This window comes from Escherichia sp. E2562, assembly GCF_005781075.1.
GTDB lineage: Bacteria > Pseudomonadota > Gammaproteobacteria > Enterobacterales > Enterobacteriaceae > Escherichia.
Window position 1 is genome coordinate 16,968 of record NZ_VATM01000004.1, and the last position, 14,212, is coordinate 31,179.

Annotated in this window: 11 protein-coding genes; 9 read left to right on the forward strand and 2 right to left on the reverse strand. The window is 51.5% G+C overall.

All coding sequences use genetic code 11. The features are described from left to right. The first annotated feature begins 211 nt into the window (after window positions 1–211). Genes ssuE through ssuB form a run of 5 tightly spaced genes read left to right on the forward strand, consistent with a single transcriptional unit; the run spans window position 212 to window position 4,448 of the window. On the forward strand, window positions 212–787 hold the full coding sequence (ssuE, locus tag FEK43_RS06950; RefSeq protein ID WP_135404486.1) for an NADPH-dependent FMN reductase: 576 nt from the start codon (window positions 212–214) through the stop codon (window positions 785–787). Continuing rightward, the gene (gene ssuA / locus FEK43_RS06955; protein WP_135406329.1) at window positions 780–1,739 is read left to right on the forward strand and encodes an aliphatic sulfonate ABC transporter substrate-binding protein SsuA; all 960 of its coding nucleotides are present in this window, start codon (window positions 780–782) and stop codon (window positions 1,737–1,739) included. Before ssuE ends, ssuA begins: the two co-directional genes overlap by 8 nt. Beyond that, the gene (gene ssuD, locus FEK43_RS06960; RefSeq protein WP_130205363.1) at window positions 1,736–2,881 is read left to right on the forward strand and encodes an FMNH2-dependent alkanesulfonate monooxygenase; all 1,146 of its coding nucleotides are present in this window, start codon (window positions 1,736–1,738) and stop codon (window positions 2,879–2,881) included. The genes ssuA and ssuD overlap by 4 nt, the downstream gene beginning before the upstream one ends. An 11-nt stretch (window positions 2,882–2,892) precedes the next feature. Further along, window positions 2,893–3,684 (forward strand): aliphatic sulfonate ABC transporter permease SsuC, encoded by a 792-nt coding sequence (gene ssuC / locus FEK43_RS06965; RefSeq protein WP_135406334.1) that lies wholly within the window; start codon window positions 2,893–2,895, stop codon window positions 3,682–3,684. Beyond that, window positions 3,681–4,448 carry an aliphatic sulfonates ABC transporter ATP-binding protein gene (gene ssuB, locus FEK43_RS06970; RefSeq protein ID WP_130205361.1) on the forward strand — a complete coding sequence of 256 codons (768 nt, stop codon included), beginning with the start codon at window positions 3,681–3,683 and terminating at the stop codon, window positions 4,446–4,448. The genes ssuC and ssuB overlap by 4 nt, the downstream gene beginning before the upstream one ends. 197 nt (window positions 4,449–4,645) lie before the next feature. Here the strand turns inward: ssuB and pepN are convergent, their stop codons facing one another. Beyond that, entirely contained in the window at window positions 4,646–7,258 is a 2,613-nt protein-coding gene (pepN, locus tag FEK43_RS06975) for an aminopeptidase N (RefSeq protein ID WP_135406328.1), read from the reverse strand. A 265-nt stretch (window positions 7,259–7,523) separates the two neighbouring features. On the opposite strand from pepN, the gene pncB reads away from it, so the two are divergent. The 4 genes from pncB to aspC all read left to right on the forward strand — a co-directional run bounded on the left by pncB (window position 7,524) and on the right by aspC (window position 13,341). After that, on the forward strand, window positions 7,524–8,726 hold the full coding sequence (gene pncB, locus FEK43_RS06980; RefSeq protein WP_130205357.1) for a nicotinate phosphoribosyltransferase: 1,203 nt from the start codon (window positions 7,524–7,526) through the stop codon (window positions 8,724–8,726). 167 nt (window positions 8,727–8,893) lie between these two features. After that, complete coding sequence (gene asnS / locus FEK43_RS06985) at window positions 8,894–10,294, forward strand: asparagine--tRNA ligase (RefSeq protein ID WP_130205355.1); 1,401 nt, start codon at window positions 8,894–8,896, stop codon at window positions 10,292–10,294. Between the two features lie 602 nt (window positions 10,295–10,896). Beyond that, window positions 10,897–11,967 carry a porin OmpF gene (gene ompF / locus FEK43_RS06990; protein WP_135406327.1) on the forward strand — a complete coding sequence of 357 codons (1,071 nt, stop codon included), beginning with the start codon at window positions 10,897–10,899 and terminating at the stop codon, window positions 11,965–11,967. 183 nt (window positions 11,968–12,150) lie between these two features. Next, the gene (gene aspC, locus FEK43_RS06995; RefSeq protein ID WP_135406326.1) at window positions 12,151–13,341 is read left to right on the forward strand and encodes an aspartate transaminase; all 1,191 of its coding nucleotides are present in this window, start codon (window positions 12,151–12,153) and stop codon (window positions 13,339–13,341) included. Between the two features lie 221 nt (window positions 13,342–13,562). Here the strand turns inward: aspC and gloC are convergent, their stop codons facing one another. Then, window positions 13,563–14,210 carry a hydroxyacylglutathione hydrolase GloC gene (gene gloC, locus FEK43_RS07000; protein ID WP_130205349.1) on the reverse strand — a complete coding sequence of 216 codons (648 nt, stop codon included), beginning with the start codon at window positions 14,208–14,210 and terminating at the stop codon, window positions 13,563–13,565. Window positions 14,211–14,212 lie beyond the last annotated feature (2 nt).

Sequence of the window (14,212 nt, forward strand, 5' to 3'; positions counted from 1 at the left end):
AAACCGGGGGCGTATTATGTGCGAGTTCGCAGCAAAAGGGAATTGACCTGCGGCAATAAATAGCAAACGTTTTCTTGTTGCGCCTTTTTTATGCTTTTTTTGGCTTTCCTTCTTCAGATAAATCATTTCGACTCACGAACGCCCTCTGTCAGACTGACCGAATTGTTATCAATGTTAACAAAACAAGAACAATTGGTTATAAGGAGAGAGTATGCGTGTCATCACCCTGGCGGGTAGTCCTCGCTTTCCTTCTCGCTCCAGTTCCTTACTGGAATATGCGCGGGAAAAACTGAATGGCCTGGATGTTGAGGTTTATCACTGGAATCTGCAAAACTTCGCCCCGGAAGATCTGCTCTATGCCCGTTTCGATAGTCCGGCACTCAAGACCTTCACCGAACAGCTGCAACAGGCCGATGGGCTGATTGTCGCCACACCTGTGTATAAAGCCGCCTATTCCGGCGCGCTGAAAACCCTGCTCGACCTGCTGCCAGAACGTGCGTTGCAAGGCAAAGTGGTACTGCCACTGGCGACGGGCGGCACGGTGGCTCATCTGCTGGCGGTTGATTACGCACTTAAACCAGTTTTAAGTGCGCTGAAAGCCCAGGAGATCCTGCACGGCGTGTTTGCCGATGACTCGCAGGTGATTGATTACCAACACAAGCCGCTGTTCACGCCAAATCTGCAAACCCGTCTTGATACCGCGCTAGAAACTTTCTGGCAGGCGTTGCACCGCCGCGATGTTCAGGTTCCTGATCTTCATTCTCTGCGAGGTAATGCCCATGCGTAAGATCATTAAACTGGCGCTGGCGGGATTACTTAGCGTCTCTACACTCGCTGTTGCCGCAGAGTCTTCGCCAGAGGCGTTAAGGATTGGCTATCAGAAAAGCAATATCAGTTCGGTACTGGCGAAAAATTACCAAATGCTGGAAAAACGCTATCCGCAAACCAAAATCTCCTGGGTGGAGTTCCCCGCTGGCCCGCAGATGCTGGAGGCGTTAAACGTTGGCAGTATTGATCTCGGCAGTACCGGGGATATTCCACCAATCTTTGCTCAGGCCGCCGGGGCTGATTTGGTGTACGTGGGCGTCGAGCCACCAAAGCCAAAAGCCGAAGTGATTCTGGTGGCAGAAAACAGCCCGATCAAAACCGTGGCCGATCTTAAAGGCCACAAAGTTGCCTTTCAGAAAGGCTCCAGTTCGCACAACCTTTTACTGCGCGCCCTGCAACAGGCCGGGCTTAAATTCACCGATATCCAGCCCACTTACCTGACGCCAGCTGATGCCCGCGCCGCGTTCCAGCAAGGTAACGTCGACGCCTGGGCTATCTGGGATCCCTACTACTCCGCCGCGTTATTACAGGGCGGCGTGCGGGTGTTGAAAGATGGCACCAGTCTCAATCAAACCGGATCGTTTTATCTGGCCGCTCGTCCCTATGCAGAAAAAAACGGCACCTTTATTCAGGGTGTGCTCACAACCTTTAGTGAGGCCGATGCGTTAACCCGCAGCCAGCGCGAGCAAAGCATCGCTTTACTGGCAAAAACAATGGGCTTACCGGCTCCGGTAATTGCCTCTTACTTAGATCATCGCCCTCCTACCACCATCAAACCGGTTAACGCCGAGGTTGCCGCCTTACAGCAGCAAACAGCAGATCTGTTTTATGAAAACCGTCTGGTGCCGAAAAAAGTCGATATTCGCCAGCGCATCTGGCAGCCCACGCAACTGGAAGGAAAACAATTATGAGTCTGAATATGTTCTGGTTTTTACCGACCCACGGTGACGGACATTACCTGGGAACGGAAGAAGGTTCACGCCCGGTTGATCACGGTTATCTGCAACAAATTGCGCAAGCGGCGGAACGTCTTGGCTTTACCGGTGTGCTAATTCCAACGGGGCGATCGTGTGAAGATGCGTGGCTGGTTGCGGCGTCGATGATCCCGGTGACGCAGCGGCTGAAGTTTCTTGTCGCCCTGCGCCCCAGCGTAACCTCACCTACCGTTGCCGCCCGCCAGGCCGCCACGCTTGACCGTCTCTCTAATGGGCGTGCATTGTTTAACCTAGTCACAGGCAGCGATCCACAAGAGCTGGCAGGCGACGGCGTGTTCCTTAATCATAGCGAGCGTTACGAAGCCTCGGCGGAATTTACCCAGGTCTGGCGACGTTTATTGCTGGGCGAAACCGTCGATTTCAACGGAAAACATATTCATGTGCGGGGAGCCAAACTGCTCTTCCCGCCGATTCAACAGCCATATCCTCCGCTTTACTTTGGCGGATCGTCAGACGTCGCCCAGGAGCTGGCGGCAGAACAAGTTGATCTCTACCTCACCTGGGGCGAACCACCAGAACTGGTTAAAGAGAAAATCGAACAAGTGCGGGCGAAAGCTGCCGCGCATGGACGAAAAATTCGTTTCGGTATTCGCCTGCATGTGATTGTCCGCGAAACCAACGACGAAGCGTGGCAGGCCGCCGAGCGGTTAATCTCTCATCTTGATGATGAGACTATCGCCAAAGCACAGGCCGCATTCGCTCGGACGGATTCCGTAGGACAACAGCGAATGGCGGCGCTACATAACGGCAAGCGCGACAATCTGGAGATCAGCCCCAATTTATGGGCGGGCGTTGGCTTAGTCCGCGGCGGTGCCGGGACGGCGCTGGTGGGCGATGGTCCTACGGTCGCCGCGCGAATCAACGAATACGCCGCGCTTGGCATCGACAGTTTTGTGCTTTCGGGCTATCCACATCTGGAAGAAGCGTATCGGGTTGGCGAGTTGCTGTTCCCGCTTCTGGATGTCGCCATCCCGGAAATTCCCCAGCCACAACCGCTGAATCCGCAAGGCGAAGCGGTGGCGAATGATTTTATCCCCCGTAAAGTCGCGCAAAGCTAAGGAACACGATGATGGCAACGCCAGTGAAGAAGTGGTTATTACGCGTTGCCCCCTGGTTTTTACCGGTGGGCATCGTGGCGGTGTGGCAACTGGCCTCCTCAGTTGGCTGGCTGTCGACGCGTATTTTGCCCTCTCCGGAAGGAGTGGTGACGGCGTTCTGGACGCTCTCCGCCAGCGGCGAATTGTGGCAGCATCTGGCGATCAGCTCCTGGCGGGCGCTGATTGGCTTTTCAATTGGCGGATCGCTGGGGTTGATTCTGGGGCTGATTAGCGGACTATCTCGCTGGGGAGAACGGCTGCTGGATACCTCAATTCAGATGTTGCGCAACGTGCCGCATCTGGCACTGATCCCGCTGGTGATTTTGTGGTTTGGCATTGATGAATCCGCGAAAATCTTTCTGGTGGCGCTCGGCACGCTTTTCCCCATTTATATCAATACCTGGCACGGCATCCGTAATATCGATCGCGGGCTGGTGGAAATGGCGCGTAGCTATGGCTTATCCGGATTACCGCTGTTTATCCATGTGATCCTGCCTGGCGCCCTACCCTCAATTATGGTCGGCGTGCGCTTCGCGTTAGGTCTGATGTGGCTAACGCTGATTGTTGCTGAAACCATTTCTGCTAATTCTGGCATTGGTTATCTGGCGATGAATGCGCGGGAGTTTTTGCAAACGGACGTGGTGGTGGTTGCCATTATTCTCTACGCCCTGCTCGGCAAACTTGCTGACGTCAGCGCGCAACTTTTAGAGCGCCTCTGGTTGCGCTGGAACCCGGCTTATCATCTGAAGGAGGCCACTGTATGAATACTGCTCGTCTGAACCAGGGTACGCCGCTACTGCTCAATGCGGTAAGCAAACATTACGCGGAAAATATCGTCCTGAACCAACTGGATTTGCATATTCCGGCAGGTCAGTTTGTGGCGGTGGTGGGCCGCAGCGGCGGCGGTAAAAGTACCCTGCTGCGACTGCTGGCCGGGCTGGAAACGCCAACCGCAGGCGATGTGCTGGCAGGCACAACACCGCTGGCTGAGATTCAGGATGATACGCGAATGATGTTTCAGGATGCGCGTCTGCTGCCATGGAAATCGGTGATTGATAACGTTGGGTTAGGCCTTAAAGGCCAGTGGCGCGATGCCGCTCGTCGGGCGTTGGCTGCGGTAGGGCTGGAGAATCGCGCGGGGGAATGGCCGGCCGCACTTTCTGGCGGGCAGAAACAGCGTGTGGCGCTGGCGCGAGCGTTGATCCATCGACCGGGTTTATTGTTGCTTGATGAACCACTCGGTGCGCTGGACGCTTTAACGCGACTGGAGATGCAGGATTTGATTGTGTCACTCTGGCAGGATCATGGCTTTACTGTTTTGCTGGTGACGCATGATGTGAGCGAAGCGGTAGCGATGGCTGACCGGGTGCTGTTAATTGAAGAAGGAAAAATTGGTCTGGATTTGACGGTGGATATCCCCCGTCCGCGCCGGTTAGGATCAGTACGATTAGCGGAGCTGGAAGCGGAAGTGTTGCAGCGGGTGATGCATCGTGGGCATTCTGAACAACCGATTCGGCGTCATGGTTAATATGCCGGATGCGGCGCACAAAACCAGCAGCTTCAACGGGCTTGTAGGCCTGATAAGACGCGTCAAGCGTCGCATCAGGCAGTTGGACACGGTTGCCGGATGCGGCGTTAACGCCTTATCTGGCCTACAAAACCAGCAGTTTCAACGGGTTTGTAGGCCTGATAAGACGCGTCAGCGTCGCATCAGGCATGTTTGTATCAAGCCAGAGCTTTAGTTATTTTCTCGTACAGATCGCCAGAGAGATTTTCCAGCCCTTTCAACTGTTCCAGCGCCGCGCGCATTTTCTCCTGACGTTTGGCATCGTAACGTTTCAGGCGAATCAACGGCTCAATCAGACGTGAAGCCACCTGCGGGTTACGGCTGTTGAGGTCGGTAAGCATTTCCACCAGGAACTGGTAACCGCTGCCATCTTCGGCATGGAACGCTGCCGGGTTGTTGCCCGCAAACGCGCCAATCAACGAACGAATACGGTTCGGGTTGCTCATGGTAAATGAGCGATGCTGCAACAGACCACGCACCGTCTCCAGCACATTCGCCGCCGGGCTGGTGGCTTGCAGGATAAACCATTTATCCATTACCAGACCGTCCTGATGCCACTTATCGTCGTATTCCTGCATCAACTTGTCACGGCATGGCAACTGCGCAGCAACCGCCGCGGAAAGCGCTGCCAGCGCATCGGTCATATTGTTCGCTTCGTGGAACTGCTTGCTCACCAGCACATCAGCCAGATGCGTTTCACCAAAAGCGAGGAAGCGCAGGCAGGCATTACGCAGCGTCCGTTTCGCAATATCTTCATGCTCAACGCGATACTCGCTCTGGTAATTCGCGTTATAGATTGCCAGCAGCTCATCCGCCAGTTCAGTAGCCAGAGTACGGGTGAGTGCTTCGCGCACTTCGGCAATAGCAATCGGATCAATGATATCGAACAGTTCCGCCATTTCATTGACGGAAGGCAGTGTCAGAATTTCTGCCGCCAGTGCCGGGTCAATCTTCTCATCCAGCAGTACCGCGCGGAAAGCATCGGCAACGTGTGCTGGTAAAGACAATGGTTGACCTTGCTGATGACGGGCGACGTTCAGCTTGATGTAGGTTGCCAGCAAACTTTGCGCCGCATCCCAGCGGGAGAAATCATTACGCGCATGACGCATCAGGAAGGTCAGTTGCTGATCGCTCCACTTATATTCCAGTTTCACTGGCGCAGAGAATTCGCACAGCAGCGCAGGCACCGGCTGGAAGTAGACATTATCAAAGACAAAGGTCTGTTCCGCCTGAGTAACGTTCAGCACGGAATTCACCGGATGACCGCCTTTCTGCAACGGGATCACTTTGCCTTCGTTGTCATACAGTTCGATGGCAAACGGAATATGCAACGGCTGTTTTTCTGCCTGATCAGGCGTAGCAGGCGTGCGCTGGCTGATGGTCAGGGTGTACTGCTCGGTTTCCGGATTGTAGTCGTCTTTGACGGTCACAACCGGCGTGCCGGACTGACTGTACCAACGGCGGAAATGGGAGAGATCGACATTCGACGCGTCTTCCATCGCCTGAACGAAATCGTCGCAGGTCGCTGCACTGCCATCATGACGCTCGAAATAGAGCTGCATCCCTTTCTGGAAGTTTTCTTCGCCCAGCAGGGTGTGGATCATACGGATCACTTCCGCGCCCTTCTCGTAAACGGTCAGGGTGTAGAAGTTGTTCATTTCAATGACCATGTCCGGGCGGATCGGGTGCGCCATCGGGCTGGCGTCTTCCGCAAACTGCAATCCGCGCATGGTGCGCACGTTATTGATGCGGTTAACTGCGCGGGAACCAAGGTCAGAGCTGAATTCCTGATCGCGGAACACCGTTAAACCTTCTTTCAGACTAAGCTGGAACCAGTCGCGGCAGGTCACACGGTTACCGGTCCAGTTATGGAAATATTCATGACCGATAACGCGTTCAATATCAAGGTAATCTTTGTCGGTGGCGGTGTCGGTGCGCGCCAGTACATACTTGGAGTTAAATATATTCAGACCTTTATTCTCCATCGCGCCCATATTGAAGAAATCCACCGCAACGATCATATAGATGTCGAGGTCATACTCCAGGCCGAAGCGTTCTTCATCCCACTTCATGGAATTTTTCAGGGACGTCATTGCCCACGGAGCGCGATCAAGGTTGCCGCGATCGACATACAGCTCCAGCGCTACTTCGCGGCCAGAACGCGTGGTGAAGGTGTCGCGCAGCACGTCGAAGTCGCCTGCCACCAGCGCAAACAGGTAGCACGGTTTCGGGAACGGGTCCTGCCACTGTACCCAGTGACGTCCGTTTTCCAGTTCGCCTTGCGCAACGCGGTTACCGTTGGAAAGCAGGAATGGATATTTGGTTTTATCGGCAATAATTTTGGTGGTAAAACGCGCCAGCACGTCCGGGCGGTCGAGATAATACGTAATATGGCGGAAACCTTCGGCTTCACACTGAGTGCAAAGCGCATCGCCTGACTGATAAAGCCCTTCCAACGCGGTATTCGCTGCCGGACTAATTTCATTAACAATCTTGAGCGTAAAACACTCCGGCAAATTACTGATGACCAGTGCGCCCTCTTCTTCTTTCCAGGCGTTCCACGGCTCATCATTAATATGAATAGAAACCAGTTTAAGATCTTCGCCATCAAGACGAAGCGGTGCATCTGATGCACCATGACGGACAGCCTGGCTGACTGCGGTAACTACCGTCTTTTGCGCGTCCAGGTCAAAGGTCAAGTCAATATCAGTAATCTGGTAATCCGGCGCACGATAATCGTGACGGTATTTGGCTTGTGGCTGTTGAGTCATAAATAACCTTTAGCATCTTTTATAGAGTCTGGTGTTCAGTCTATTCCTGTTGCGTAAATCTCGCTACGCAGAATCTTCATCTTTTCAGGTACAAACGCTTTTATTGCTACATTTGTATAACATACACAGCGCAACGCTATCGACCATAAAGGTGGCATATGGTGTGATCGGGGTTCAATAAATTGCGAAACAAGGTATACTCCAGCAGTTTCCTAAGATGTTTATTGTACTAAACGCTCCCGTAAGAGGACGCTACTGCGCACCTATGACACAATTCGCTTCTCCTGTTCTGCACTCGTTGCTGGATACAGATGCTTATAAGTTGCATATGCAGCAAGCCGTGTTTCATCACTACTATGATGTGCATGTCGCGGCGGAATTTCGTTGCCGTGGTGACGATCTGCTGGGTATTTATGCCGATGCTATTCGTGAACAGGTTCAGGCGATGGAAAACTTGTGCCTGCGGGATGATGAATATCAGTGGCTCTCTGCCCTGCCTTTCTTTAAAGCCGACTATCTCGATTGGCTGCGTGAATTCCGCTTTAATCCGGAACAGGTCACTGTTAGCAACGATAACGGTAAGCTGGATATTCGTTTAAGCGGTCCGTGGCGTGAAGTCATCCTATGGGAAGTCCCGTTGCTGGCGGTGATTAGTGAACTGGTACATCGCTATCGCTCACCGCAGGCCGACGTTGCGCAAGCCCTCGACACTCTGGAAAGCAAATTAGTCAACTTCTCGGCGTTAACCGCCGACCTTGATATGTCGCGCTTCCATCTGATGGATTTCGGCACTCGCCGCCGTTTTTCTCGCGAAGTACAAGAAACCATCGTTAAGCGTCTGCAACAGGAAAAGTGGTTCGTTGGCACCAGTAATTACGATCTGGCGCGTCGCCTTTCCCTTACGCCGATGGGAACCCAGGCACACGAATGGTTCCAGGCACATCAGCAAATCAGCCCGGACCTTGCCAACAGCCAGCGAGCTGCACTTGCTGCCTGGCTGGAAGAGTATCCCGATCAACTGGGGATTGCGTTAACCGACTGTATTACGATGGATGCATTCTTACGTGATTTCGGTGTGGAGTTTGCCAGCCGCTATCAGGGCTTGCGTCATGACTCTGGCGACCCGGTAGAATGGGGCGAAAAAGCGATTGCACATTATGAGAAACTGGGGATTGATCCGCAAAGCAAAATACTGGTTTTCTCCGACAATCTGGATTTACCTAAAGCGGTTGAGCTTTATCGCCACTTCTCTTCTCGCGTGCAATTAAGCTTTGGCATTGGTACACGCCTGACTTGTGATATTCCTCAGGTAAAACCCTTGAATATCGTGATTAAACTGGTGGAGTGTAACGGTAAACCGGTGGCGAAACTTTCTGACAGCCCTGGCAAAACTATCTGCCATGACAAAGCGTTTGTCCGCGCGCTGCGTAAAGCATTCGACCTTCCGCACATTAAAAAAGCCAGTTAATATCATCAGGGAGTCATAACGGCTCCTTTTTTGCCTTTTATTCCGAAATCTTTTGCCCCATCTGCGAATTCTGCTTGTCTGATTGCAGATGCCAGGTAACATAGGTATCCCCCCATTGACGGGTGGACAAGTGTTTATTTTTTCCGACTATTAACAGAGAGAATATTATGAGCGTTGTGCCTGTAGCCGACGTACTCCAAGGCCGCATAGCCGTTGACAGCGAAGTCACCGTGCGCGGATGGGTACGTACCCGCCGAGATTCAAAAGCTGGCATCTCCTTCCTCGCCGTTTATGACGGTTCCTGCTTTGATCCTGTACAGGCTGTCATCAATAATTCTCTGCCCAATTACAATGAAGACGTACTGCGTCTGACCACCGGTTGCTCGGTCATTGTGACGGGTAAAGTCGTGGCATCGCCGGGCCAGGGGCAACAATTTGAAATTCAGGCCAGCAACGTTGAAGTTGCCGGTTGGGTTGAAGATCCAGACACTTACCCGATGGCCGCAAAACGCCACAGCATCGAATATCTGCGTGAAGTCGCTCACCTGCGTCCGCGTACCAACCTGATTGGCGCAGTAGCACGCGTTCGCCACACGCTGGCACAGGCGCTGCATCGCTTCTTTAACGAGCAGGGCTTCTTCTGGGTATCTACGCCGCTGATTACCGCGTCCGATACCGAAGGCGCTGGCGAAATGTTCCGCGTTTCAACGCTGGATCTGGAAAACCTACCACGTAACGATCAGGGCAAAGTCGATTTCGATAAAGACTTCTTTGGTAAAGAGTCTTTCCTGACCGTATCTGGTCAGTTGAACGGCGAAACCTATGCCTGTGCGCTATCGAAAATTTATACCTTCGGCCCGACATTCCGTGCTGAAAACTCCAACACCAGTCGTCACCTGGCGGAATTCTGGATGCTGGAGCCAGAAGTCGCGTTTGCTAATCTGAACGATATCGCCGGTCTGGCTGAAGCCATGCTGAAATATGTCTTCAAAGCAGTTCTCGAAGAACGTGCTGACGACATGAAATTCTTCGCTGAACGCGTGGACAAAGATGCTGTAAGCCGCCTGGAACGTTTCATTGAAGCAGACTTCGCCCAGGTTGATTACACCGAAGCAGTCACCATCCTTGAAAACTGCGGTAAGAAATTTGAAAACCCGGTTTACTGGGGCGTCGATCTCTCTTCTGAGCACGAGCGTTATCTGGCGGAAGAACACTTTAAAGCACCGGTAGTGGTTAAAAACTATCCGAAAGACATTAAAGCGTTCTATATGCGCCTTAACGAAGACGGTAAAACCGTTGCCGCAATGGACGTTCTGGCGCCGGGTATCGGTGAGATCATTGGTGGTTCGCAGCGTGAAGAGCGTCTGGACGTGCTGGACGAGCGCATGCTGGAGATGGGCCTGAACAAAGAAGATTACTGGTGGTATCGCGATCTGCGTCGCTACGGTACTGTTCCACATTCCGGTTTCGGTCTTGGCTTTGAACGCCTGATTGCCTACGTGACCGGCGTACAGAATGTGCGTGACGTGATTCCTTTCCCACGTACTCCGCGTAACGCCAGCTTCTAATTCACTTCCTGAAAGAGCCAGCGCACGCTGGCTCTTTTTTATCCCCTTCTGTCAAGTTATCTGTTTGTTAAGTCAATCAATCTATTTGCAACCCCTCAAGGCCCCTCTTCCTGTTACGGAATATTTCTCTGAAATATTTGCGAACAAAAAATTAACCCACAGTCTTATTGCGGATTAGCAATTTCTTAGCTGATAGCACAATTTTTATACTTATTTTTGGCTTTCTGGACGCCTGAAAGCGTGATTCAGCGAGACTGCGGGGAAAAATGATCAGAAAGAAAATTTTCGTTTAGTTAATTTAAACATAAGGAAATCATATAAATAGATCAAATTCACTGCAAATATCATTAAAGTCCAATGGAAATATGACGGCGTTCACAAAGTCCCTTAAATTTTACTATTGGTTACACATTTTTGCTTTTTGTAACTATATCTTTATCTTTGTAGCACTTTCACGGTAGCGAAACGTTAGTTTGAATGGAAAGATGCCTGCAGATACATAAAACACCAAACTCTCATCAATAGTTCCGTAAAGATTCATTGACAGAGCTTATTGGCGGCAGTGGCAGGTGTTATAAAAAAAACCATGAGGGTAATAAATAATGATGAAGCGCAATATTCTGGCAGTGATTGTCCCTGCTCTGTTAGTAGCAGGTACTACAAACGCTGCAGAAATCTATAACAAAGATGGCAACAAAGTAGATCTGTACGGTAAAGCTGTCGGTCTGCATTATTTTTCCAAGGATAACGGTGAAAACAGTTACGGTGGCAATGGTGACATGACCTATGCCCGCCTTGGTTTTAAAGGGGAAACTCAAATCAATTCCGATCTGACCGGTTACGGTCAGTGGGAATACAACTTCCAGGGTAACAACTCTGAAGGTGCTGACGCTCAAACTGGCAACAAAACCCGTCTGGCATTCGCTGGTCTGAAATACGCTGACGTAGGTTCTTTCGATTACGGTCGTAATTACGGTGTTGTTTATGACGCACTGGGCTACACCGATATGCTGCCAGAGTTCGGTGGCGATACCGCATACAGCGATGACTTCTTCGTTGGTCGTGTAGGCGGCGTTGCTACCTACCGTAACTCCAACTTCTTTGGTCTGGTTGATGGCCTGAACTTCGCTGTTCAGTACCTGGGTAAAAACGAGCGTGATACTGCACGACGTTCTAACGGCGACGGTGTTGGCGGTTCCATCAGCTACGAATTCGAAGGCTTTGGTATCGTTGGTGCTTATGGTGCAGCTGACCGCACCGACCTGCAAGAAGCTCAGCCTCTCGGCCAGGGTAAAAAAGCTGAACAGTGGGCAACTGGTCTGAAGTATGATGCAAATAACATCTACCTGGCTGCAAACTACGGTGAAACCCGTAACGCCACCCCGATCACTGGTGGCTTTGCCAACAAAACGCAAGACGTTCTGTTAGTTGCGCAATACCAGTTTGACTTTGGTCTGCGTCCGTCCATCGCTTACACCAAATCTAAAGCGAAAGACGTAGAAGGCATCGGTGATGTTGATCTGGTGAACTACGTTGAAGTGGGCGCAACCTACTACTTCAACAAAAACATGTCCACCTATGTTGACTACATCATCAACCAGATCGATTCTGACAACAAACTGGGCGTAGGTTCTGATGATACCGTTGCTGTAGGTATCGTTTACCAGTTCTAATAGCAGACCTCTTTGTTAAATGCCGAAAAAACAGGACTTTGGTCCTGTTTTTTTATGCCTTCCAGAGCAATCTCACGTCTTGAAAAAACAGCCTGCGTTTTCATCAGTAATAGTTGGAATTTTGTAAATCTCCCGTTACCCTGATAGCGGACTTCCCTTCTGTAACCATAATGGAACCTCGTCATGTTTGAGAACATTACCGCCGCTCCTGCCGACCCGATTCTGGGCCTGGCCGATCTGTTTCGTGCCGATGAACGTCCCGGCAAAATTAACCTCGGGATTGGTGTCTATAAAGATGAGACGGGCAAAACCCCGGTATTGACCAGCGTTAAAAAGGCTGAACAGTATCTGCTCGAAAATGAAACCACCAAAAACTACCTCGGCATTGACGGTATTCCTGAATTTGGTCGTTGTACTCAGGAACTGCTGTTTGGTAAAGGTAGCGCCTTAATCAATGACAAACGCGCACGTACAGCCCAGACCCCAGGTGGCACCGGTGCATTACGTGTAGCCGCCGATTTCCTGGCAAAAAATACCAGCGTTAAGCGCGTGTGGGTGAGCAACCCAAGCTGGCCAAACCATAAGAGCGTATTTAACTCTGCGGGTCTGGAAGTTCGTGAATACGCTTATTACGATGCAGAAAATCACACTCTGGACTTCGACGCTTTAGTTAACAGTCTGAACGAAGCTCAGGCTGGTGACGTTGTCCTGTTCCACGGCTGCTGCCATAACCCTACCGGCATCGATCCTACACTGGAGCAATGGCAAACACTGGCGCAGCTTTCTGTTGAGAAAGGCTGGCTGCCGCTATTTGACTTCGCTTACCAGGGTTTCGCCCGTGGTCTGGAAGAGGATGCTGAAGGTCTGCGCGCTTTCGCGGCTCTGCATAAAGAGCTGATCGTCGCCAGTTCCTACTCTAAGAACTTTGGCCTGTACAACGAGCGTGTTGGCGCTTGTACTCTGGTTGCCGCAGACAGTGAAACTGTCGATCGTGCATTCAGCCAGATGAAAGCAGTAATTCGCGCAAACTATTCTAACCCACCGGCTCACGGGGCTGCGGTTGTTGCTACGATCCTGAGCAACGAGGCTTTGCGTGCGATCTGGGAACAAGAGCTGACCGATATGCGCCAGCGCATTCAGCGTATGCGTCAGTTATTTGTTAATACACTGCAGGAGAAAGGCGCAAACCGCGACTTTAGCTTTATCATCAAACAGAATGGTATGTTCTCTTTCAGTGGCCTGACAAAAGAACAGGTACTGCGTCTGCGTGAAGAGTTTGGCGTGTACGCTGTTGCTTCTGGTCGCGTAAACGTGGCCGGAATGACGCCAGATAATATGGCGCCGCTGTGCGAAGCGATTGTGGCTGTGCTGTAAGCGTTAAAACCAATGAAGCCCGCTGAAAGCGGGCTGAGACTGATGACAAACGCAACATTGCCTGATGCGCTACGCTTATCAGGCCTACGCGTCCCCTGCAACATTTTGAATTTGCACGATTTTGTAAGCTGGATAAGGTGCTCGCGCCGCATCCGGCATAAACAAAGCGCACTTTGTCAGAAATCCAGGCCCGCATTAAAAGCGGGCTTTTTTATGCGCTTTTACCAGACGGGCATTTCGTCTTGCAGGAAGGGGTTATGCAGGCGCTCATAACCAAGAGTGGATAATGGTCCGTGACCCGGAATAAATGTCACGTCATCCCCCAATGGCAGCAATTTATCTTTGATTGAAGAAATCAGTTGATTGTGATCGCCTCGTGGGAAGTCACTGCGCCCTACTCCGCCTTTGAAAAGGACGTCGCCAGAAATCAACAGTTTTGCCTGATTATCAAAGAAAACCACATGGCCTGGCGTATGCCCTGGGCAATGTAACACCTGTAAAGTCACATTCCCTATGCTGATAGTGTCGCCTTCATTCAGCCAGCGATCTGGTGTTAATGGCTGACACTCTTCCAGGCCAAACATGCGACTCTGCGCAGGCAAGCCTTGCAGCCAGAACTCATCTTCTTTTTCCGGGCCAAGCACTGGCACGCCGTAGTGTTGTGCCAGTTCCGCCGCTGCGCCAACGTGGTCCAGATGACCATGCGTCAGCAGGATCTGCATTAGCGTCAGGCCGCTGGCGTCAACTTCCTGTTTGATTTTTTCCGCATCGCCACCCGGATCGACCAGTGCGGCCAGGCGAGTTTGCTCACACCAGATCAATGAACAGTTCTGGGAAAATGCGGTGACCGGAATAATACGATAATTCATAC